This is a genomic window from Actinoplanes sp. NBC_00393 (assembly GCF_036053395.1).
Lineage (GTDB): Bacteria > Actinomycetota > Actinomycetes > Mycobacteriales > Micromonosporaceae > Actinoplanes.
The window spans coordinates 9,106,743-9,127,656 of record NZ_CP107942.1 but is presented as its reverse complement, the minus strand read 5'-3'; the positions used below and the strand labels follow the sequence as shown (position 1 = coordinate 9,127,656).

The window sequence follows — 20,914 nt, the reverse complement described above, 5'->3', positions numbered from 1 at the left end:
CCGGTCCCTACAGCTTGATCTCGATGTCGACGCCAGCCGGCAGGTCGAGGCGCATGAGCGAGTCGACCGTCTTCGGAGTCGGGTCGATGATGTCGATCAGACGCTTGTGCGTGCGCATCTCGAAGTGCTCGCGCGAGTCCTTGTACTTGTGCGGCGAACGGATCACGCAGAAACGGTTGATCTCCGTGGGCAGCGGCACCGGGCCCGCGACCTGCGCCCCGGTACGCGTCACCGTCTCGACGATCTTCCGCGCCGAGGAGTCGACGACCTCGTGGTCATAGGCCTTGAGCCGGATGCGGATCTTCTGTCCCGCCATGGTGGCTTCTGTTTCCTTCTCTCGATGCCGCTACGTGCGAAAGCGGGTGGCCTCCGCAGCCCGCAGGACCGTTGATCCTGCGTTGTCCGACCCCCGCGGTCGGGCGTGTCGCGCCTTGTCTCAGAATGCTGGGCACTCTGATTCCGCCCCAGTTGCCTGAAGCGGATCGATCGCGGGGATCTAAGGGTGTCGGGCGGCGAAGAACCACACCCGGACACCCGGCGAGGGTGGGTAACTGAACGAGCAGTGTTACCTGCCGACCGTCACCCACCCCGCGCGGACGCAACCTGACTAGTATGCCGGATTCTCTCCGGCAACGCTAATCGGGGTCACCGCGATGACGGCCGTCACAGCAATCGCTGTGACGGCCGGCTATCACTTGTTGATCTTCGTGACCGTTCCGGCGCCGACGGTGCGGCCACCCTCACGGATCGCGAACTTCAGGCCCTGCTCCATGGCGATCGGCTGGATCAGCTTCACGGACATGGAGGTCGAGTCGCCCGGCATGACCATCTCGGTGCCCTCGGGCAGCGTGACGACACCGGTGACGTCGGTGGTGCGGAAGTAGAACTGCGGCCGGTAGTTCTGGAAGAACGGGGTGTGCCGGCCACCCTCCTCCTTGGAGAGGATGTAGACCTGGCCCTCGAACTCCGTGTGCGGAGTCGTGGTGCCCGGCTTCACGACGACCATGCCGCGCTCGACGTCCTCGCGCTTGATGCCGCGGAGCAGCAGACCGACGTTCTCACCCGCGCGGGCCTCGTCGAGCAGCTTGCGGAACATCTCGATGCCGGTGCAAACGGTCTTGGTCGACTTCTCGCGGATACCGACGATCTCGACCTCCTCGTTCGGCTTGAGGATGCCGCGCTCGGCGCGACCGGTCACCACGGTGCCACGACCGGTGATCGTGAAGACGTCCTCGATCGGCATGAGGAACGGCTTCTCGGTCTCACGCTCGGGCTGCGGGATCGCGGTGTCGACCGCGTTCATCAGCTCCATGAGCTTGCCGGTCCACTCCGGGTCGCCCTCGAGCGCCTTGAGCGCCGACACGCGCACGACCGGCAGGTCGTCGCCCGGGAACTCGTAGGTGCTGAGCAGCTCGCGGACCTCGAGCTCGACGAGCTCCAGGAGCTCCTCGTCCTCGACCATGTCGCTCTTGTTCAGGGCGACGACGATGTACGGAACGCCGACCTGGCGGGCCAGGAGGACGTGCTCCTTGGTCTGCGGCATCGGGCCGTCGGTGGCGGCCACGACCAGGATCGCGCCGTCCATCTGGGCAGCACCGGTGATCATGTTCTTGATGTAGTCGGCGTGGCCGGGGCAGTCCACGTGCGCGTAGTGACGCGCCGCGGTCTGGTACTCGACGTGCGCGATCGAGATCGTGATGCCGCGGGCCTTCTCCTCCGGCGCCTTGTCGATCTCGTCGAACGGGGTGTACGGGTTCAGCTCGGGGAACTCGTCGTGCAGGACCTTCGTGATGGCCGCAGTCAGCGTCGTCTTACCGTGGTCGATGTGACCAATGGTGCCGATGTTGACGTGCGGCTTAGTCCGCTCGAACTTCGCCTTCGCCACTGGTGTCCTCCTGTGGACTGATCATTACTTTTCGCCCGGCACGCCGATAAGGCGCTCAGGACTCTGTCGACTGCTCGTGCACGTGCGGCCCTCGACGGACCGCACGTGCCTCATCGATCAAGCTCAGATGTCAGGCACCTGTCGCTTTGGCGATGATCTCCTTCGCCACGTTCTGCGGAACCTCGGCGTAGGAGTCGAACTGCATGCTGTAGCTCGCCCGGCCCGCAGTCTTCGACCGAAGGTCGCCGACGTAGCCGAACATCTCCGACAGCGGAACGAGAGCCTTGACGACGCGAGCGCCGTGGCGCTCCTCCATCGACTGGATCATGCCACGCCGGGAGTTGAGGTCGCCGATGACGTCACCCATGTTGTCCTCAGGGGTGGTGACCTCAACGGCCATCATCGGCTCCAGGAGAGCGGGGTCGGCCCGACGGGCCGCTTCCTTCATCGCCATGGAGCCGGCGATCTTGAAGGCCATCTCGGAAGAGTCGACCTCGTGGTACTGACCATCCAGGAGCGTGAACTTCACACCCACCAGCGGGTAGCCGGCGAGCACGCCGTACTGCAGGGAGTCCTGCGCGCCCGCGTCCACCGAGGGGATGAACTCCTTGGGGATCCGGCCACCGGTGACGGCGTTCACGAACTCGTAGGTCGGGCCGTCGGCGTCGAGCGGCAGCGGCTCGACCTTGACGATGACCTTCGCGTACTGACCCGAGCCACCGGTCTGCTTCTTGTGGACGTAGTCGATCTTGTCCACCGTGCCACGGATGGTCTCGCGGTACGCGACCTGCGGCTTACCGATGTTCGCCTCGACGCTGAACTCGCGGCGCATGCGGTCCACCAGGATGTCCAGGTGGAGCTCGCCCATGCCGGCGATGATCGTCTGGCCGGTCTCCTCGTCGTTGAAGACGCGGAAGGTCGGGTCCTCCTCGGCCAGGCGCTGGATCGCGGTGCCCAGCTTCTCCTGGTCCGACTTGGTCTTCGGCTCGATGGCCACCTGGATGACCGGCTCGGGGAAGGTCATCGACTCGAGGATGACCGGCTTCGCCGGGTCGCAGAGCGTGTCACCGGTCGTGGTCTGCTTCAGACCCTGGACGGCGATGATGTCGCCGGCCTGCGCGGTGTTGCGCTCCTCACGCTTGTTCGCGTGCATCTGGTAGATCTTGCCGATCCGCTCTTTGCGGTCCTTGGTGGAGTTGATCACCTGGGTACCGGTCTCGAGCGTGCCCGAGTAGACGCGGACGTACGTCAGCTTGCCGAGGTGCTTGTCGGTCTGGATCTTGAAAGCCAGCGCCGAGAAGGGCTCGTCGTTCGACGGCTTACGCAGCAGCGGGGTCTCACCGTCGGTCGCGGTGCCCTCGATGGCCGGGATGTCCAGCGGCGACGGCAGGAACTCGACGACGGCGTCCAGCATCGGCTGCACACCCTTGTTCTTGAAGGCCGAGCCACAGAGCACCGGGTTGGCCTTGCTGGCGATCGTGGCGCGCCGGATGGCGGCCCGGATCTCGTCGACCGACAGCTCCTCGCCCTCGAGGTACTTCTCCATCACGGCGTCGTCGACGTCCGCGAGGGTCTCGATGAGCTTCTCGCGCCACTCGGCCGCGGAGTCGGCGAGGTCCGCCGGGATCTCCTCGATCGCGTAGTCCTCACCCTTCTGGGTCTCCCCACGCCAGGTGAGCGCGCGCATCTCGATCAGGTCGACGACGCCGATGTGGTCACCCTCGAGCCCGATCGGGATCTGGAGGACCAGCGGGGTGGCGTTCAGCCGGTCGATCATCATCTGCACGCAGCGGAAGAAGTCGGCACCGGTCCGGTCGAGCTTGTTGACGAAGCACATCCGGGGAACGTTGTACTTGTCGGCCTGACGCCAGACGTTCTCGGTCTGCGGCTCGACGCCGGCAACACCGTCGTACACCGCGACCGCACCATCGAGCACACGCAGCGACCGCTCGACCTCGACCGTGAAGTCGACGTGGCCGGGCGTGTCGATGATCTGGATCGTGTGACCCTTCCACTCGCACTTGGTGGCGGCGGAGGTGATGGTGATACCGCGTTCCTGCTCCTGCTCCATCCAGTCCATGACGGCAGCGCCCTCGTGGACCTCACCGATCTTGTACGTGATGCCGGTGTAGAACAGGATCCGCTCAGTCGTCGTGGTCTTACCAGCGTCGATGTGCGCCATGATGCCGATGTTGCGTACCTTGGCGAGCGCGTCTGCGGCGGCCACTTCCATCCCTACTTTTCTTCGTCGTCGTCTCGTGGACCGGTACGACTGCCGTGGCCCGGCGGATGCCGGGCCCGCAGCAGGGTCTTACCAGCGGTAGTGCGCGAAGGCCTTGTTGGACTCCGCCATCTTGTGGGTGTCCTCACGCCGCTTCACCGCAGCGCCGAGGCCGTTGCTGGCGTCGAGCAGCTCGTTCTGAAGGCGCTCGATCATGGTCTTCTCGCGGCGGGCCTTGGAGTACTGGACCAGCCAGCGCAGGCCGAGAGTGGTCTGCCGCGGGGTACGGACCTCGACCGGCACCTGGTAGGTCGCGCCACCGACACGGCGGCTGCGGACCTCGAGGGTCGGCTTCACGTTGTCCATCGCGCGCTTGAGGATGACCACCGGGTCGGTGCCGCTCTTCTCGCGGCAGCCCTCGAGGGCGCCGTACACGATGCGCTCGGCGAGCTGACGCTTTCCGCCGATGAGGATCTTGTTGACCAGCTGCGTTACCAGCGGGGAGTTGTACACCGGGTCTGCGACCACAGGGTGGCGCGGAGCGGGTCCCTTACGCGGCATGTCAGCTCTTCTCCTTCTTCGCGCCGTAACGGCTGCGGGCCTGCTTGCGGTTGCGGACACCCTGGGTGTCCAGCGAACCGCGGACGATCTTGTAGCGGACGCCCGGGAGGTCCTTAACACGACCGCCACGCACGAGCACGATCGAGTGCTCCTGCAGGTTGTGGCCGACGCCCGGGATGTACGCCGTGACCTCGATCTGGCTGCTGAGCTTCACACGAGCGACCTTGCGCAGCGCAGAGTTGGGCTTCTTGGGGGTGGTGGTGTACACGCGCGTGCACACGCCGCGCCGCTGAGGACTTCCCTTCAGCGCCGGCGTCTTCGTCTTGCTCGTCTTCGCCTGGCGGCCCTTGCGGACCAGCTGCTGGATCGTGGGCACCGGGTTTCTCCGCTCCCTTCGGCCGCTTCCTGTTTACGGCCGCACCGTGTTTTTCTGCCTCTGTGTGCCGGCCCCTCCCGGATGGGAAGGTCCCGCACCCGCGGTCGGGCGTGTCGTCCGGCTCACGGTCCCGCCGCGCGTGAAGGTCACACGCATCGGGTCTTGTTCTCTCTGTGCCTGGAGTTCTCACCGAACTCCCGGCCGTCGTGCCGCAATACCCGTCGTACCTACCGATTCGGGTGCACGCACGAGTTGCCCGGGCTAGCCCGGGCACGAGGGGAAAGCGTACCCACCGCAAGCACCCAGGTCAAAACGAGGCCATGCTTCACTAATTGGCCGGGGCTCCCACGATGGACATCTCCGTATACCAGTGTACCGGGTAGCCCAGCGCGACATCGTCGCGGTGCCGGATCCCGATATCGCGCAGGCCGATCACGACACCTGCAACACCAATCCCAACAACAACGCGAGCAAACCGATTCCCGCACCGATCCCGCCGCAGATGATCCCGGCGATACCCAGGCCCCGTCCGGTGAAACGCACCCGGCCGGTCTGGCCGGAGCGGCGGATCTGCCGCAGCGCGATCACGCCGGCGGTGATCGCCCCGCCGCCGGCGAGCACGCAGAGCAGTGTGAACGCGCCGGTCACCAGCGCTCCCCAGTCCTCCCCGCCGCCGAGCAGGCCGAAGCAACCGGCCACGAACGACACCAGGATGGCGCCGATCCCGGCGACCAGTGAACCGATCGCCAGACCCGAGGTGATCGGGGGAACACGTAGCTGGGCCAGGCCGAACTCGGTCCCGCCGACCATGTCGACCCGCTCCAGCTCCCAGCTCGCGGAGGGCGGCGGCACCATCGGCGGCTGCGCGAACTGCTGGGGAGCGCCGTACGGCGGGGGGCCGAACTGCGGGGGCGGCACCTGGCCGGGATGACCGCCCGGCTGGTGCGGGGGCGGCGGGTAGGCGGTCCCCGGGTACTGGGTCATAGGGAAAGCATGTCACCCGTACGAGCCGGCGCGCAGCCCGGCCGAGGCGGCGCCGGGTGGGCGGGATCAGTCCGTGCCGGGCGCGAAGTCCTGTCCGCCGGGGACCGTGGCCAGGTGCAGCAGGCCGGCAATCACAGCCACCACCAGCGATGTCAGGGCCAGCACCAGGGCGGCCCAGGCGAGTTTGCGGCCGCGGCGCAGCCACACCGAGCCGGTCAGGTAGCCATCCGCCGCGTACGCCTCCCGGTGACTCTGCCGGGCCAGCAGCAGAGCGATCGTGGCCGGAATCACGCCGCCCAGGAAGACCGCGGTGAGCAGCCCCACCAGGCCGAGCGCGAAGACGGCACGGGCCTTCGTGGCCGGCACCGGCTCCGGATCCATCGGATGGCGGGTAGGCACCGCAGGAAGCGTCACCCGGCCATTCTAGAAAGCCCGATGGGGCGGCCGCGCCATGCGCGACCGCCCCATGTGGAGAGCAACCCTTAGCGGTACGACCCGAAGTCGAAGTCGTCCAGCGGCACAGCCTGCCCGCTGGCCGGCCCGAAGCCGTAGTCGGTCTCGGGGTACCCGGTCATCGAGTACACCTTGGCCTTGGCCTCCTCGGTCGGCTCGACCCGGATGTTGCGGTACTTGGAGATACCGGTACCGGCCGGGATGAGCTTACCGATGATGACGTTCTCCTTGAGGCCCACCAGCGAGTCGCTGCGCGAGTTGATCGCAGCGTCGGTGAGCACCCGGGTGGTCTCCTGGAAGGAGGCCGCCGAGAGCCAGGAGTCGGTCGCCAGCGAGGCCTTGGTGATACCCATCAGCACCGGACGACCGGCGGCGGGCTCGCCACCCTCGCCCACGAGCCGGCGGTTCTCCGACTCGAAGAGCGCCCGGTCGACCAGCACGCCCGGCAGGAACTCGGTCGCGCCGGAGTCGATGACCGTCACCCGCTTGAGCATCTGGCGGATGATGATCTCGATGTGCTTGTCGTGGATGAGCACACCCTGCGAGCGGTAGACCTCCTGGACCTCACTGGTCAGGTGGACCTGGACCGCGCGCGGACCCATGATGCGCAGCAGCTCGTGCGGGTCGATGGTGCCCTCGGTGAGCTTCTCGCCGACGTTGACGTGGTCGCCGTCGTGGGCGCGGAGCTTCACCCGCTTCGAGATCTTGTCGTACACGATCTCGTCGCTGCCGTCGTCCGGGATGACGATGATCTTCCGCGAGCGCTCGCCGTCCTCGATCCGGATGCGTCCGGGGGTGTCGGCGATGGGCGCCTTACCCTTCGGCACACGGGCCTCGAAGATCTCCTGGACACGCGGCAGACCCTGGGTGATGTCCTCACCCGCGACACCACCGGTGTGGAAGGTACGCATCGTCAGCTGCGTACCGGGCTCACCGATGGACTGGGCGGCGATGATGCCGACCGCCTCGCCGATGTCGACCGACTTGCCGGTCGGCAGCGAACGGCCGTAGCAGGCCGCGCAGACGCCGAGCTTCGACTCACAGGTCAGCACGCTGCGCACCCGGACGTTCTCCACGCCCGCGGCGACCAGCTTGTCGACCAGGATCGAGTTGAGGTCGTCACCACGCGACACCACACGGTTGCCGTCGGCGTCGTCGATGTTGTCGGCCAGCGTACGGGCGTGGACACCGGTCTCCGCGTGCGTGTGCACGACCAGGGTGCCGTCCGGCTCCCGCTCGCCCACCTGCATCGGGATCGCGCGCTCGGTGCCGCAGTCCTCCTCGCGGATGATGACGTCCTGCGAGACGTCCACCAGACGCCGGGTCAGGTAACCCGAGTCGGCGGTACGCAGCGCGGTGTCGGCCAGACCCTTACGGGCACCGTGCGTGGAGATGAAGTACTCCAGCACGGTCAGACCCTCGCGGTACGACGAGGTGATCGGCCGCGGGATGATCTCACCCTTGGGGTTGGCCACCAGACCACGGATCGCGGCGATCTGCCGGAGCTGGAGGAGGTTACCGCGGGCGCCGGAGTTGATCATCACCCAGAGCGGGTTCTCCTGCGGCAGCGCGGTCTCCATCTCCTTGGAGATCTCGTTGGTCGCCTTGGTCCAGATCTCGATGAGCTCGCCGCGACGTTCCTCGGCGGTCATCAGACCACGCTGGTACTGCTTGTCGATGCGGTCGGCCTCGACCTGGTAGCGGGCCAGGATCTCCGGCTTGCGCGGAGGACCGATGACGTCGCCCATGCCGATCGTCACACCGGACCAGGTGGCCCAGTGGAAGCCGGCCTCCTTGAGCGCGTCCAGGGTCGCGGCCAGGGCGACCTTGGGGAAGCGCTCGGCGAGGTCGTTGACGATCGCCGACAGCTGACCCTTGCGGATCTCGTAGTTCACGTAGCGGTAGCCCGGGGGCAGCGTCTCGTTGAAGATGACGCGGCCCAGGGTGGTCTCGACCAGGACCGGGTCGCCCTCGGTCCACTCCTCCGGCGCGACCCACGGCTCGCCCTTGGCGCCGTTGTCCACCCCGACGACCTCGCGGAGCCGGAGCTTGATCGGAGCCTGCAGGTGCAGCTCACCGTTGTCGTACGCCATCCGCGCCTCGGCGTCCGAGCTGAACACCCGGCCCTCGCCCTTGGCACCGGGCGTGAGGTGGGTCAGGTGGTACAGCCCGATGACCATGTCCTGGGTGGGCATGGTGACCGGCTTGCCGTCGGCCGGCTTGAGGATGTTGTTCGACGACAGCATCAGAATCCGGGCCTCGGCCTGAGCCTCGGCCGACAGCGGCACGTGGACCGCCATCTGGTCACCGTCGAAGTCCGCGTTGAACGCGGTGCAGACGAGCGGGTGGATCTGGATCGCCTTGCCCTCGACCAGCTGCGGCTCGAAGGCCTGGATGCCCAGACGGTGCAGGGTCGGAGCACGGTTCAGCAGAACCGGGTGCTCGCTGATGACCTCTTCCAGCACGTCCCACACGACCGGACGCTGCCGCTCGACCATCCGCTTGGCGGACTTGATGTTCTGCGCGTGGTTCAGGTCCACCAGGCGCTTCATCACGAACGGCTTGAACAGCTCCAGCGCCATCTGCTTCGGCAGGCCGCACTGGTGCAGCTTGAGCCGGGGGCCGACGACGATGACGGAACGACCGGAGTAGTCGACCCGCTTGCCGAGCAGGTTCTGCCGGAACCGGCCCTGCTTGCCCTTGAGCATGTCGGAGAGCGACTTCAGCGGGCGGTTACCCGGACCGGTGACCGGCCGGCCACGACGGCCGTTGTCGAACAGCGCGTCGACGGCCTCCTGGAGCATCCGCTTCTCGTTGTTCACGATGATCTCGGGCGCACCCAGGTCGATCAGTCGCTTGAGGCGGTTGTTCCTGTTGATGACCCGGCGGTACAGGTCGTTCAGGTCGGACGTGGCGAAGCGGCCACCGTCGAGCTGCACCATCGGGCGCAGGTCCGGCGGGATGACCGGGACGCAGTCCAGGACCATGCCGAGCGGCGAGTTGCGGGTGTTCAGGAACGCCGCGACGACCTTGAGCCGCTTGAGCGCCCGGATCTTCCGCTGGCCCTTACCGGTGCGGATGATCTCCCGAAGGTTCTCCGCCTCGGCGTCCAGGTCCATGTTCTCGAGCAGGGCCTTGATGGCTTCGGCGCCCATGCCACCGGTGAAGTACTCACCGAAGCGGTCGCGCAGCTCGCGGTAGAGCAGCTCGTCGGTGACCAGCTGCTTGCTGTCCAGCTTGCGGAAGGTGTCGAGCACCTCGTCGAGGCGGTCGATCTCGCGCTGGGCCTTGTCCCGGATCTGGCGCATCTCGCGCTCGCCGGCTTCCTTGACCTTGCGGCGCACGTCGGCCTTGGCACCCTCGGCCTCGAGCTCGGCCAGGTCCTGCTCCAGCTTGGCGGCACGCTTCTCGATCTCGGAGTCGCGTCCGTTCTCGGACTGGCGCTTCTCCGCGAAGATCTCGTTCTCGATGGTGGACATGTCACGGTGACGCGACTCGGCGTCAACGCTCGTGACCACGTACGAGGCGAAGTAGATGATCTTCTCGAGGTCCTTGGGGGCAAGGTCGAGCAGGTAACCGAGCCGGCTCGGCACACCCTTGAAGTACCAGATGTGCGTGACCGACGCGGCGAGCTCGATGTGGCCCATCCGCTCGCGGCGGACCTTGGACCGGGTCACCTCGACGCCGCAGCGCTCACAGATGATGCCCTTGAACCGGACCCGCTTGTACTTACCGCAGTAGCACTCCCAGTCCCGCTGCGGACCGAAGATCTTCTCGCAGAAGAGTCCGTCCTTCTCGGGCTTGAGGGTGCGGTAGTTGATCGTCTCGGGCTTCTTGACCTCGCCGTGCGACCACTGCCGGATGTCGTCAGCGGTAGCAAGGCCGATACGCAACTCGTCGAAGAAGTTGACGTCGAGCACTTGGTCTATCCCTCGTGTTTCGTTGCTCGGGTGAATTCAAGGCCGGCGGAGTGGTCCCCGGTGTGTGAAACACCGGGGACCACTTTCCGTCAGATCTCTTCGACGCTGCTGACGCCCTCGTTCGGGCGCCGGGACAGGTCGATGCCGAGTTCCTCCGCGGCCCGGAAGACCTCGTCGTCCGTCTCACGCATCTCCAGGGCCACACCGTCGCTGGACAGCACCTCGACGTTCAGGCACAGCGACTGCAGCTCCTTGAGGAGCACCTTGAAGGACTCCGGGATTCCCGGCTCCGGGATGTTCTCGCCCTTGACGATGGCCTCGTAGACCTTCACTCGGCCCAGGACGTCGTCGGACTTGATGGTGAGCAGCTCCTGCAGGGCGTACGCCGCCCCGTAGGCCTGCATGGCCCAGCACTCCATCTCGCCGAACCGCTGGCCACCGAACTGCGCCTTACCACCCAGCGGCTGCTGCGTGATCATCGAGTACGGGCCGGTCGACCGAGCGTGGATCTTGTCGTCGACCAGGTGGTTCAGCTTGAGGATGTAGACGTAGCCGACCGAGATCGGGTCCGGCAGAGGCTCACCGGAGCGGCCGTCGAACAGCTGCGCCTTGCCGTCGCCGTTGACCAGCCGCTTGCCGTCGCGGTTGACCAGCGTCGACTCGAGCAGGCCCTTGATCTCGTCCTCCTGGGCACCGTCGAAGACCGGGGTCGCGACGTTGCTGTCGGCGGGCGACTCGTGGGCGTCGATCGCGCGGAGCTGGCGCTTCCAGTCCTCGTTCTCGCCGTCCACCGACCAGCCGGTCTTGGCGATCCACCCGAGGTGGGTCTCCAGAACCTGGCCGATGTTCATACGCGAAGGCACACCGAGCGGGTTGAGCACGATGTCGACCGGGGTGCCGTCCTCGAGGAACGGCATGTCCTCGACCGGCAGGATCTTGGAGATGACGCCCTTGTTGCCGTGCCGGCCGGCGAGCTTGTCGCCGTCCTGGATCTTCCGCTTCTGAGCCACGTACACCCGGACCAGCTCGTTCACACCGGGGGGCAGCTCGTCGCCGTCCTCGCGGGAGAACGTCCGGACACCGATGACGGTGCCGGTCTCGCCGTGCGGAACCTTCAGCGAGGTGTCCCGGACCTCCCGGGCCTTCTCACCGAAGATCGCGCGCAGCAGCCGCTCCTCCGGGGTCAGCTCGGTCTCGCCCTTGGGCGTGACCTTGCCGACCAGGATGTCGCCCGGGACGACCTCGGCGCCGATCCGGATGATGCCCCGCTCGTCCAGGTCGGCGAGCATTTCCTCGCTGACGTTGGGGATGTCGCGGGTGATCTCCTCCGGGCCCAGCTTGGTGTCGCGGGCGTCGACCTCGTGCTCCTCGATGTGGATCGAGGTGAGGACGTCCTGCTGGACGAGGCGCTGCGACAGGATGATCGCGTCCTCGTAGTTGTGACCCTCCCAGCACATGAACGCCACGAGCAGGTTGCGCCCGAGAGCCATCTCGCCCTCGTCGGTGCAGGGCCCGTCCGCGATGACCTGGCCGGCCTCGACCCGGTCACCCTCGAAGACGATCGGCTTCTGGTTGACGCAGGAGCCGGCGTTCGAGCGGCGGAACTTGTGCAGCAGGTAGGTCCGCCGGTGGCCGTCGTCCTGGTGCACCGTCACGTAGTCGGCGCACAGATCCTCGACCACACCGCCGACCTCGGCGACGACCACGTCGCCGGCGTCGACCGCAGCGCGGTACTCCATACCGGTGCCGACCAGCGGCGACTCCGCCTTGACCAGCGGAACGGCCTGACGCTGCATGTTCGCACCCATGAGGGCACGGTTGGCGTCGTCGTGCTCGAGGAACGGGATCATCGCGGTCGCGACCGACGTCATCTGCCGCGGCGACACGTCCATGTAGTCGACCTCCGTGCCGGGCACGTAGTCGACCTCACCACCCTTCCGGCGGACCAGAACGCGGTCCTCGGCGAAGGTGTTGTCGCTGGACAGCACGGCGTTGGCCTGTGCCTTGATGAACCGGTCTTCCTCGTCAGCGGTGAGGTAGTGCACCTCGTCCGTGACCGTGCCGTTCTCGACCTTCCGGTACGGCGTCTCGATGAAGCCGAACGGGTTGACCCGCGCGAACGTCGAGAGCGCGCCGATCAGACCGATGTTCGGACCCTCGGGGGTCTCGATCGGGCACATCCGGCCGTAGTGGGACGGGTGCACGTCACGGACCTCGAAGCCGGCCCGCTCACGGCTCAGACCACCGGGGCCGAGCGCGCTCAGCCGCCGCCGGTGGGTCAGGCCCGCCAGCGGGTTGGTCTGGTCCATGAACTGCGACAGCTGCGAGGTGCCGAAGAACTCCTTGATCGCGGCCACGACGGGCCGAATGTTGATCAGGGTCTGCGGGGTGATCGCCTCGACGTCCTGGGTCGTCATCCGCTCGCGGACGACGCGCTCCATCCGGGACAGGCCCACGCGGACCTGGTTCTGGATGAGCTCGCCCACCGTACGCAGACGGCGGTTGCCGAAGTGGTCGATGTCGTCGGCCTCGTAGCCCTCCTCACCGGCGTGCAGCCGGCAGAGGTACTCCACGGTCTTGACGACGTCTTCCTCGGTCAGCGTGCCCCGGACGATCGGGACGTCGATCTCGAGCTTCTTGTTGAACTTGTACCGGCCGACCTTGGCGACGTCGTACCTCTTCGGGTTGAAGAAGAGGTTGTCGAGCAGGGTCTGCGCGTTCTCCCGGGTGGGGGGCTCTCCCGGGCGCAGCTTGCGGTAGATGTCGAGCAGGGCCTCGTCCTGCCCGGCGATGTGGTCCTTCTCCAGCGTCGTCATGAGAAGCTCGGACCAGCCGAACCGCTCACGGATCTGGTCCGCCGACCAACCGATCGCCTTGAGCAGGACGGTGACGGCCTGCCGGCGCTTGCGGTCGATGCGGACACCGACCGTGTCGCGCTTGTCGATGTCGAACTCCAGCCAGGCACCCCGGCTCGGGATGACCTTGACGCTGGTGAGGTCGCGGTCGGAGGTCTTGTCCGGCTCCTTGGTGAAGTACACGCCCGGCGAGCGGACGAGCTGGCTCACCACGACGCGCTCGGTGCCGTTGATGACGAACGTCCCCTTGGGGGTCATCATCGGGAAGTCACCCATGAACACGGTCTGGCTCTTGATCTCGCCAGTGGTGTTGTTGGTGAACTCCGCGGTCACGAACAGCGGTGCGCAGTAGGTCAGGTCCTTCTCCTTGCACTCCTCGATCGAGGCCTTGACCTCGTCGAATCGCGGAGACGAGAAGGACAGCGACATAGTGCCGGAGAAGTCCTCAATGGGACTGATCTCTTCGAGGATCTCTGCGAGGCCCGAGTGGGCGTGCGGGTCGTCCGTCGTCCGGGCCTGCCAAGCCTCATTGCCGACCAGCCAGTCGAAGGACTCCGTCTGGAGGGCGAGAAGGTTGGGGACCTCTAGCTGCTCGGTGATCCTGCCGAAAGAGACCCGGCGGGGTGCGTAAGCGCTCGACGTACGGCTGGTCTTCGCAGGGCGGGAAGCTGCCAAGATGCGTCCTTCCGAGGACCGGTGCTGCTATGCGGCTGAGTTGCTGATGCAACTGGTCTGCGTGCACTCCAATGAGCCCCCGGGAAGTTATCCACATGGATATCCCGACAGGCATCAAGACAGAAGGCAGCGCAAACTAGCAGTGTAGCCGCTCGGCTAACCGCTGTCCAGCCCGCACCCTGAGATGGCTCGCGGAACGTGTCCCCGCCGCTGCTGACCTGCGCATTCTTGGTCAGCGCCGGTGGCGGGGCCGCTCAGAAACGCGGCGACTCTCCTCGGGTGCCGGTCTGTGAGGATCGGCAATGCACCGATTACCCACAGCGTGGCTGTCGCAAGCGCGGAAACTTGCTGATGTCAGCGTGCCTGTCAGGGGACACACAGTCAAGGGCTGTGCCGCGGGTCGGACTGCGGCGGTCATCCGGCTGGCGCACCAAAGGACCTTAACGCATGAATAACGAGCTTTGGCAGGCTTTGCGGGTCCTGCGATGCGGACCTCATGACCTGCAGGAACACCGATGGCGGCGACCCCGAACGGATCGCCGCCATCGACGGAAAACGCTGTAGAGCGTTAGATCACTTGAGGGTGACCTTGGCGCCCTCGCCCTCGAGCTTGGCCTTGGCGGCCTCGGCCTTCTCCTTGTTGACACCCTCGAGGATCGCCTTGGGGGCGGCCTCGACGGCGTCCTTGGCCTCCTTGAGGCCCAGGCCGGTCAGCTCACGCACGACCTTGATGACCTGGATCTTCTTGCCGCCGTCGCTCTCCAGAACGACGTCGAAGGAGTCCTGCTCGACCGGGGCCTCGGCAGCAGCGCCGGGGGCGGCAACGCCGGCGACCGCAACCGGGGCGGCGGCCTTGACGTCGAAGACGTCCTCGAACTGCTTCACGAACTCGGAGAGCTCGATCAGGGTCATTTCCTTGAACGCGTCGAGCAGCTCGTCGGTGCTGAGCTTCGCCATGTCTGGCAACCTTTCCTAAGTACTTGCTTGACGTTTACAGGTTCGAGCGAGGCATCAGGCCTCGGCCGAACCGTCCTTCTCACGCTCAGCCCGAAGGGCGTCCACGGTGCGCACCGCCTGCGAGAGCGGCGCCTGGAACGTGGCAGCGGCCTTGCTGAGGCCGGCCTTCAGAGCGCCGGCCAGCTTGGCCAGCAGCACCTCACGGGACTCGAGGTCAGCAAGCTTGTTGACCTCGTCCGCCGTGAGAGCCTTGCCCTCGAAGACACCGCCCTTGATGACGAGAACGGGGTGGGCCTTGGCGAAGGCACGAAGGCCCTTGGCCGCCTCGACCACATCGCCCTTCACGAAGGCGAGCGCGGTAGGACCGGTGAACAGAGCGTCGAGGCCCTCGATGCCCGCGTCAGTCGCCGCACGCTTCGCGAGAGTGTTCTTCGCGACCGCGTACTTCGCCTCGGTGCCCAGCGCGCGACGGAGCTCAGTGAGCTCCTTCACGGTGAGGCCGCGGTATTCGGTCAACACGGTGGCCGTCGAGCCACGGAAGTGGTCCGTGAGCTCGGCAACGGCCGACGCCTTGTCGGCCCGGACCGGCTTGTCCGCCATGTCCCTCCTCTCTCAGTGCTCAGCCACTGGTCGAGAGGGGTCCGCACAAAGCAAAACGCCCCGGCGCAGGGGCACGGGGCGGGATCAGGCACACCCGGAGGCGCGCCACGAATCACAACCGTTCGCCCTGCGCAGGTCGCCCGCTCTCTGCGGAACCTTCGGCCGCGACGTCCGTCTGACGACGGTCGCTGCGGCGACCAGCGGTCTATGGGTGGAACTTCGAGAAGCAACAGTACGCGTACGCGCCACGGAAACCAAATCGGAGCGTCCCGGGTCACGCCCGCGCGCGGCGCAGCACGGCGTAGACGGCCAGGGCAGCCGCGCACCAGCCGATCGTCCAGCCGCTGAGCAGGACCAATGTGCCGACCGCCGGCGCTGCCTCCGCGCTCAGCTCCCGGGCGGTGGCCATCACGGGCGGGACCAGCCACGGCGCGATCGAACCGCGCAGGCCGAGCACGATCGCCAGCACCGATCCGGTCGCCAGGACCGCCACGCCCGGCAGCACGCGACGGGTGATCGCCCGGCCCGCCAGCGCGCCCAGCGACACGGCGGCCAGCAGGGCGAAGAGGTGAGCAAGGACACCCAGCAGGACGCCGGCTGTCAGCGAGGCCTCCGTGGTGCCCGGGTTCGGTCCGCGGATGGCGCCGAACGGCACCGGCGCCAGCATCGCGAGGACGCACACGACGCCGCCGAGCAGCAGAGCGGCGAGCAGGCCGGCGGCGGACTCGCGCACCGGGCCGACGCTGAGGCGGGCCAGTTGGCGCTGGATGTCCGGCTCGGCGTCCAGGATCAGCTTGGTGAGCCAGGCCAGGACCGGGAAGAGCATCACGGCCGAGTAGCCGTAGGCCGAGGCGGCCAGGGAGGCGCCGCCGCCGTAGAGGACGGAGAGGAGCACCAGCGCGGCGATCAGCGGGGCCAGGGCGCGGCCGCTGCGCACGAAGCCGGCGAGACGCATCCGGATCAGGGCGGTCATCGGGTCTCCTCGGGAGCGGCGTTCTCGCGTACACCCAAGACACGGTGACCGGAGGCACGCAGCCGGACCACCGCTTCGGCGGCCTCGTGCCGCCGGACGGCGACCTCCACGATCACCTCGTCCACCGCGTCCGGCTCGGCCGGATCCTCGTGCAGCTCACCGCCCCGGACCGTCCAGTGGATCGCACCCGGAAGGCCGGCGATCTCGCCGCGGTGGTCGCTGACCAGAACCGCTCCCCCGGCCGCCGTGACCTCGGCGACGATCTGCGGGACGAGCTGGCGGGAGGCGGCATCCAGGCCCTCCCAGGGCTCGTCGAGCACGAGCAGACCGGGTGGGGTGAGCAGAGCTTGGGCCAGGCCGACCTTCTGAGCCGTGCCCTTGGAGAGGTCACCGAGCGGGGTGTGCGTGTGCTCGGTCAGACCGAGGCGCTCGATCCAGTGGTCGGCCGCCCCGGCCGGGAGACCGCGGAGGTCGGACATCGCGCGCAGGTATCCCAGCGCGGTGAACGGCTGCGCGGCCGGGAAACGCTCCGGGACCCAGCCGACCACCGCCGGACGGTCGCGGACCGCGCCACGGGTCGGCCGCAGCACGCCGGCGGCGAGTTGCAGCAGCGTGGACTTGCCGGCGCCGTTGTGGCCGAGCACCACGACCGTCTGGCCGGGCTCGACAGCCGCGTCCACCGCCCGCAGCGTCCAGCCGGCGCGTCGGGCGTACCGAAACCAGATCCCATCGAAACGCACTGCGGAAGCCTGCCACAGAGAAGGCCCCCGGGGTTGTCCCCGGGGGCCTTCTTACGCTGATGCGAGCCGGACCGTCAGGCGTCGGCACCCTCGGCGCGGAGGTTCTTCTGCACGTTCGGGTCGACCGGGACGCCGGGGCCCATCGTGGTGGCGATGGTGACCTTCTTCAGGTACTTACCCTTGGCGGCGGACGGCTTGGCCCGCAGGATCTCGTCGAGCACGGCGGCGTAGTTGTCGACCAGCTGGTCGGCCGAGAAGGACGCCTTGCCGATGATCACGTGCAGGTTGGAGTGCTTGTCCACCCGGAAGGTGATCTTGCCGCCCTTGATCTCGTTGATCGCCTTGGTGACGTCCATGGTCACCGTGCCGGTCTTCGGGTTCGGCATGAGGCCACGCGGGCCGAGGATCCGGGCGATCCGGCCGATCTTGGCCATCTGGTCCGGCGTCGCGATCGCGGCGTCGAAGTCCAGCCAGCCGCCCTGGATCCGGGCGACGAGCTCGTCGGTGCCGACCTCGTCGGCGCCGGCCGCGACGGCCTCCTCGGCCTTCGCACCCTGGGCGAACACGATCACGCGGGCGGTCTTACCGGTGCCGTGCGGCAGGTTGACGGTGCCGCGGACCATCTGGTCGGCCTTACGGGGGTCGACACCGAGGCGCATCGCGACCTCGACGGTGGCGTCGAACTTGACCGGGTTGGTCTCCTTGGCGAGCTTGACCGCCTCGGCGGGCTCGTAGAGCTTCGACGCGTCGATCTGCTCGGCTGCCTTGCGGTAGCCCTTGCTGCGCTGTGCCATTTCTCAATTACTCCTGTGGTAGATGGCGGGGCCGCCGAATACGGCCCCTCCCACGTGAATCGCCGGCTGTCCGGCGATCAGATCTTGGTGACCTGGTTGAAGTTCAGCTCGACCGGAGTCTCCCGGCCGAAGATCGAAACCAGGACCTTGAGCTTCTGCTGGTCGGCGTTGATCTCGCTGATCGAGGCCGGCAGCGAGGCGAACGCGCCGTCGGTGACCGTGACCGAGTCGCCGACCTCGAAGTCGAGGACCTTGACCTCGGGCTTCGCCTTCTTCTCCTCGGCCTGGACGGCCGGGGCCAGCCACTTCAGCACCTCGTCGAGCGAGAGCGGAGCCGGCCGGTCGACCCGGTCGGTGGCGCCCACGAAGCCGGTCACACCGGGCGTGTTGCGCACGCACGAATACGACTCCGGGGTCAGATCCATCCGGACCAGGATGTAACCGGGGAAGACCTTGGCCTGCACCTGGTTGCGCTTGCCGTTCTTGACCTCGACCTCTTCGCGGGTCGGAACCTCGACCTGGAAGATGAAGTCCTCCATGTCGAGGCTCGTGATGCGGGTCTCGAGGTTGGTCTTGACCTTGTTCTCGTAACCGGCGTAGGAGTGCACCACGTACCAGTCGCCGGGCGCGTAGCGCAGCTTCTGCCGCAGCTCCTTGACGGGGTCGTAGTCCTCGTCAGCCTCGGGCGCCTGGGCCACGGCCGCAACGTCGACCGTCTCCACCGACTCGTCGATGTCCGGCGACGACTGCTCGTCAGCAGACTGCGCGGTCTCGTCGTCGTACTCAGGCACGCTCGCTCACTTCCAGATAAGTCTCTTCAGTTCAGGTCGCCGGCTAGCTGCCGAGCGCCCAGAGGATGCCCTTGCCGAAGGCGTAGTCCAGCGACACCACGAGGGTGGTCACCACCACGACGAAGACGATCACGACGCTGGTGTAGGTCAGCAGCTCACGGCGGGTCGGCCAGATGACCTTGCGGAGCTCGCTCACGACCTCGCGGAAGAAGCCACCGATCCGGCCGAAGACACCGGAACGCCGGCCCGACTTGCGGGCCTTCGGGCTCTCGTCCTTGGTGCGCTCAGCGACGGCGGTCCCGCCGCCACGGCTCACCAGCGCGTCGTCGGTGTCGTCATCAGGCACGTCACCGCCGGCGGCGGCGTCGGCGAGCACCTCGTCGTCGCCCGGGACGTCGTCACCGGGCCGGTCCTTCTCGGCCACTTCGCCCTACTTCCGTCGTCGGTGGTACTGATGTTCCCGTCAGCGCTCGACCGGACGCGGAATTTGTGCGAACCGCGCACCGGGCGGGCACGTCGAGGAGGATTGCGCAGGGGTGACAGGACTTGAACCTGCAGCCTGCGGTTTTGGAGACCGCTGCTCTGCCAATTGAGCTACACCCCTTTGCGAGACCTGCGTCAGTTACGACTCAGAGCCCCACGGCGCACCAGTGTACGGGTACGCCCGGCGTTCTCCCAACCCGGGCTACCGCTTCCTGACAAGCGCCTGCGCCAAGGACAGTACCTTGTCGCCGTTGCACGTGGCAGTGAGACTCAGCCGGGTGTGTCCCTCGGCGGTCACCTCCTTGACCGCCGCGGTCACGACGACCTCGGTGCCCTCGTCGGTGTCCGGCACCGGAACCGGGCGGCTGAACCGCACGCTGAACTCGACGACCGCGTCCGCCGCGCCGGCCCACGCGGTCACGGCGCGACCGACCAGGGCCATGGTGAACATGCCGTGGGCGATGACACCCGGCAGCCCGACGCCGGTGGCGATCCGGTCACTCCAGTGGATCGGGTTGAAGTCCCCCGAGGCACCCGCGTAGCGGACCAGATCCGCCCGGGTCACCCGGAAGGTCTGCGGCTCCGAAACGTCCGTCATCACGCCTCCTCGCCGCGCTGGACCAGCTTCGACCAGACCGTGACGACCGGCTCGCTGGCCTCGGTGGTCACGTCGGTGCGGGTGGTGATGAACGAGTGCCCGCCCCGGCTGGTGATCTCGTCGACCGAATTCACACAGACCAGAGTGTCGCCGGCGACGACCGGCCGGGTGTAGGCGAACTTCTGGTCGCCGTGCACGACCCGGCTGTAGTCCAGACCGAGCGCCGGGTCGGCGATGACCTGCCGGCTGGCCGCCATCGTGATCGCGACCGGGAAGGTGGGCGGGGCCACCACATCCGCGTAACCGAGCGCCCGAGCCGCCTCGGGGTCGTGATACTCCGCCTCGGTGGCGCCGATCGCCCGGGCGAACTCACGGATCTTCTCGCGGCCCACGAGGTAGGGCTCGGTGGGCGGCCAGGAGCGGCCCACAAAGGATTGGTCCAGAGGCATGCCCACAAACTACTCTGCGCCGCCCAGATCGAGATCTGGACGGCGCAGGGAAGATCTTGAGTTTTTGTACGCTCAGCGCGTTTCGCGGTGCAGGGTGTGCTTCCCGTCGCGCGGGCAGAACTTCTTCAGCTCAATGCGGTCGGGGTCGTTACGCCGGTTCTTCTTGGTGATGTAGTTCCGGTCCTTGCACTCCGTACACGCCAGGGTGATCTTCGGACGGACGTCGGTCGCCTTGGCCACGGCGGGGTGCCTTCCTGCTAACGGGGTTCTAACTGACGACGAACCAGCGTAGACGCACAGACCGTCGCTCTGCAAAGTGGGGCCCCGGGTGGGGTCTCACGAAAAGTAGCGGTGGCCGGACTTGAACCGGCGACACAGCGATTATGAGCCGCTTGCTCTGCCATCTGAGCTACACCGCCGAGCCAGGCTCAAGTTCATCGCCGGCGGGGCGGGAACGAACCCGGTAGAGCCCCCTTACGGAATCGAACCGTAGACCTTCTCCTTACCATGGAGACGCTCTGCCGACTGAGCTAAGGGGGCTTGCGCTTGCGATCACTCGCTCGCTGCAGGAGTAAGACTACACGGCCGGTCGGCGGGCG

Annotated in this window: 19 protein-coding genes and 3 tRNA genes; all 22 read right to left on the bottom strand. The window is 67.1% G+C overall.

Features of this window, described 5'->3' with window-relative positions:
• Positions 1–7 precede the first annotated feature (7 nt).
• Positions 8–316, bottom strand: a complete 309-nt coding sequence (gene rpsJ, locus OHA21_RS42255) for a 30S ribosomal protein S10 (protein ID WP_007073037.1) — start codon at positions 314–316, stop codon at positions 8–10.
• A gap of 375 nt (positions 317–691) precedes the next feature.
• Positions 692–1,885, bottom strand: coding sequence for an elongation factor Tu (tuf, locus tag OHA21_RS42250; RefSeq protein ID WP_328464953.1), 1,194 nt, complete (start codon positions 1,883–1,885; stop codon positions 692–694).
• Positions 1,886–2,015: 130 nt separating this feature from the next.
• The gene (fusA, locus tag OHA21_RS42245) at positions 2,016–4,112 is read right to left on the bottom strand and encodes an elongation factor G (protein WP_328478889.1); all 2,097 of its coding nucleotides are present in this window, start codon (positions 4,110–4,112) and stop codon (positions 2,016–2,018) included.
• Positions 4,113–4,196: 84 nt separating this feature from the next.
• Positions 4,197–4,667, bottom strand: coding sequence for a 30S ribosomal protein S7 (gene rpsG, locus OHA21_RS42240; RefSeq protein ID WP_196415138.1), 471 nt, complete (start codon positions 4,665–4,667; stop codon positions 4,197–4,199).
• A gap of 1 nt (position 4,668) precedes the next feature.
• Positions 4,669–5,043 carry a 30S ribosomal protein S12 gene (rpsL, locus tag OHA21_RS42235; protein WP_014440718.1) on the bottom strand — a complete coding sequence of 125 codons (375 nt, stop codon included), beginning with the start codon at positions 5,041–5,043 and terminating at the stop codon, positions 4,669–4,671.
• A gap of 432 nt (positions 5,044–5,475) precedes the next feature.
• Positions 5,476–6,027 (bottom strand): hypothetical protein, encoded by a 552-nt coding sequence (locus OHA21_RS42230; protein ID WP_328464950.1) that lies wholly within the window; start codon positions 6,025–6,027, stop codon positions 5,476–5,478.
• 66 nt (positions 6,028–6,093) lie between these two features.
• A complete protein-coding gene (locus OHA21_RS42225) occupies positions 6,094–6,408 on the bottom strand; it encodes a hypothetical protein (RefSeq protein ID WP_328478887.1) in 315 nt (104 codons plus the stop codon).
• A gap of 101 nt (positions 6,409–6,509) precedes the next feature.
• Entirely contained in the window at positions 6,510–10,400 is a 3,891-nt protein-coding gene (locus OHA21_RS42220) for a DNA-directed RNA polymerase subunit beta' (protein ID WP_328464948.1), read from the bottom strand.
• Between the two features lie 89 nt (positions 10,401–10,489).
• Positions 10,490–13,930, bottom strand: a complete 3,441-nt coding sequence (rpoB, locus tag OHA21_RS42215; RefSeq protein WP_328464946.1) for a DNA-directed RNA polymerase subunit beta — start codon at positions 13,928–13,930, stop codon at positions 10,490–10,492.
• Between the two features lie 573 nt (positions 13,931–14,503).
• Positions 14,504–14,887: a 50S ribosomal protein L7/L12 gene (rplL, locus tag OHA21_RS42210; RefSeq protein WP_328464944.1), complete on the bottom strand. Its 384-nt coding sequence runs from the start codon at positions 14,885–14,887 to the stop codon at positions 14,504–14,506.
• Positions 14,888–14,941: 54 nt separating this feature from the next.
• Complete coding sequence (rplJ, locus tag OHA21_RS42205; RefSeq protein WP_328464942.1) at positions 14,942–15,487, bottom strand: 50S ribosomal protein L10; 546 nt, start codon at positions 15,485–15,487, stop codon at positions 14,942–14,944.
• Positions 15,488–15,761: 274 nt separating this feature from the next.
• A complete protein-coding gene (locus OHA21_RS42200) occupies positions 15,762–16,460 on the bottom strand; it encodes a hypothetical protein (protein ID WP_328464940.1) in 699 nt (232 codons plus the stop codon).
• Positions 16,457–17,200 (bottom strand): ATP-binding cassette domain-containing protein, encoded by a 744-nt coding sequence (locus OHA21_RS42195; RefSeq protein WP_328464938.1) that lies wholly within the window; start codon positions 17,198–17,200, stop codon positions 16,457–16,459. The genes OHA21_RS42200 and OHA21_RS42195 overlap by 4 nt, the downstream gene beginning before the upstream one ends.
• Positions 17,201–17,274: 74 nt before the next feature.
• Complete coding sequence (gene rplA / locus OHA21_RS42190) at positions 17,275–17,994, bottom strand: 50S ribosomal protein L1 (protein ID WP_328464936.1); 720 nt, start codon at positions 17,992–17,994, stop codon at positions 17,275–17,277.
• 77 nt (positions 17,995–18,071) lie between these two features.
• Positions 18,072–18,785 (bottom strand): transcription termination/antitermination protein NusG, encoded by a 714-nt coding sequence (gene nusG / locus OHA21_RS42185; RefSeq protein WP_328464934.1) that lies wholly within the window; start codon positions 18,783–18,785, stop codon positions 18,072–18,074.
• 43 nt (positions 18,786–18,828) lie between these two features.
• Positions 18,829–19,209 (bottom strand): preprotein translocase subunit SecE, encoded by a 381-nt coding sequence (secE, locus tag OHA21_RS42180; RefSeq protein ID WP_328464932.1) that lies wholly within the window; start codon positions 19,207–19,209, stop codon positions 18,829–18,831.
• Between the two features lie 107 nt (positions 19,210–19,316).
• Positions 19,317–19,389 (bottom strand) — tRNA-Trp (locus OHA21_RS42175).
• Between the two features lie 81 nt (positions 19,390–19,470).
• Positions 19,471–19,866 (bottom strand): MaoC/PaaZ C-terminal domain-containing protein, encoded by a 396-nt coding sequence (locus tag OHA21_RS42170; protein ID WP_328464930.1) that lies wholly within the window; start codon positions 19,864–19,866, stop codon positions 19,471–19,473.
• Positions 19,866–20,315 (bottom strand): MaoC family dehydratase N-terminal domain-containing protein, encoded by a 450-nt coding sequence (locus tag OHA21_RS42165; protein WP_328464928.1) that lies wholly within the window; start codon positions 20,313–20,315, stop codon positions 19,866–19,868. The genes OHA21_RS42170 and OHA21_RS42165 overlap by 1 nt, the downstream gene beginning before the upstream one ends.
• A gap of 72 nt (positions 20,316–20,387) precedes the next feature.
• Positions 20,388–20,555, bottom strand: a complete 168-nt coding sequence (rpmG, locus tag OHA21_RS42160; protein ID WP_014440704.1) for a 50S ribosomal protein L33 — start codon at positions 20,553–20,555, stop codon at positions 20,388–20,390.
• 106 nt (positions 20,556–20,661) lie between these two features.
• A tRNA-Met gene (locus tag OHA21_RS42155) sits at positions 20,662–20,734 on the bottom strand.
• Between the two features lie 48 nt (positions 20,735–20,782).
• A tRNA-Thr gene (locus OHA21_RS42150) sits at positions 20,783–20,855 on the bottom strand.
• Positions 20,856–20,914: the final 59 nt, after the last annotated feature.

Excerpts from the sequence above, each read along its gene's own strand:
- rpsJ (WP_007073037.1), bottom strand. The coding sequence starts at position 316 with ATGGCGGGACAGAAGATCCGCATCCGGCTCAAGGCCTATGACCACGAG.
- OHA21_RS42170 (WP_328464930.1), bottom strand. The coding sequence starts at position 19,866 with ATGACGGACGTTTCGGAGCCGCAGACCTTCCGGGTGACCCGGGCGGAT.
- OHA21_RS42165 (WP_328464928.1), bottom strand. The coding sequence starts at position 20,315 with ATGCCTCTGGACCAATCCTTTGTGGGCCGCTCCTGGCCGCCCACCGAG.
- OHA21_RS42230 (WP_328464950.1), bottom strand. The coding sequence starts at position 6,027 with ATGACCCAGTACCCGGGGACCGCCTACCCGCCGCCCCCGCACCAGCCG.
- rpsG (WP_196415138.1), bottom strand. The coding sequence starts at position 4,667 with ATGCCGCGTAAGGGACCCGCTCCGCGCCACCCTGTGGTCGCAGACCCG.
- OHA21_RS42200 (WP_328464940.1), bottom strand. The coding sequence starts at position 16,460 with ATGACCGCCCTGATCCGGATGCGTCTCGCCGGCTTCGTGCGCAGCGGC.
- rplA (WP_328464936.1), bottom strand. The coding sequence starts at position 17,994 with ATGGCACAGCGCAGCAAGGGCTACCGCAAGGCAGCCGAGCAGATCGAC.
- rplJ (WP_328464942.1), bottom strand. The coding sequence starts at position 15,487 with ATGGCGGACAAGCCGGTCCGGGCCGACAAGGCGTCGGCCGTTGCCGAG.
- rplL (WP_328464944.1), bottom strand. The coding sequence starts at position 14,887 with ATGGCGAAGCTCAGCACCGACGAGCTGCTCGACGCGTTCAAGGAAATG.
- OHA21_RS42225 (WP_328478887.1), bottom strand. The coding sequence starts at position 6,408 with ATGGATCCGGAGCCGGTGCCGGCCACGAAGGCCCGTGCCGTCTTCGCG.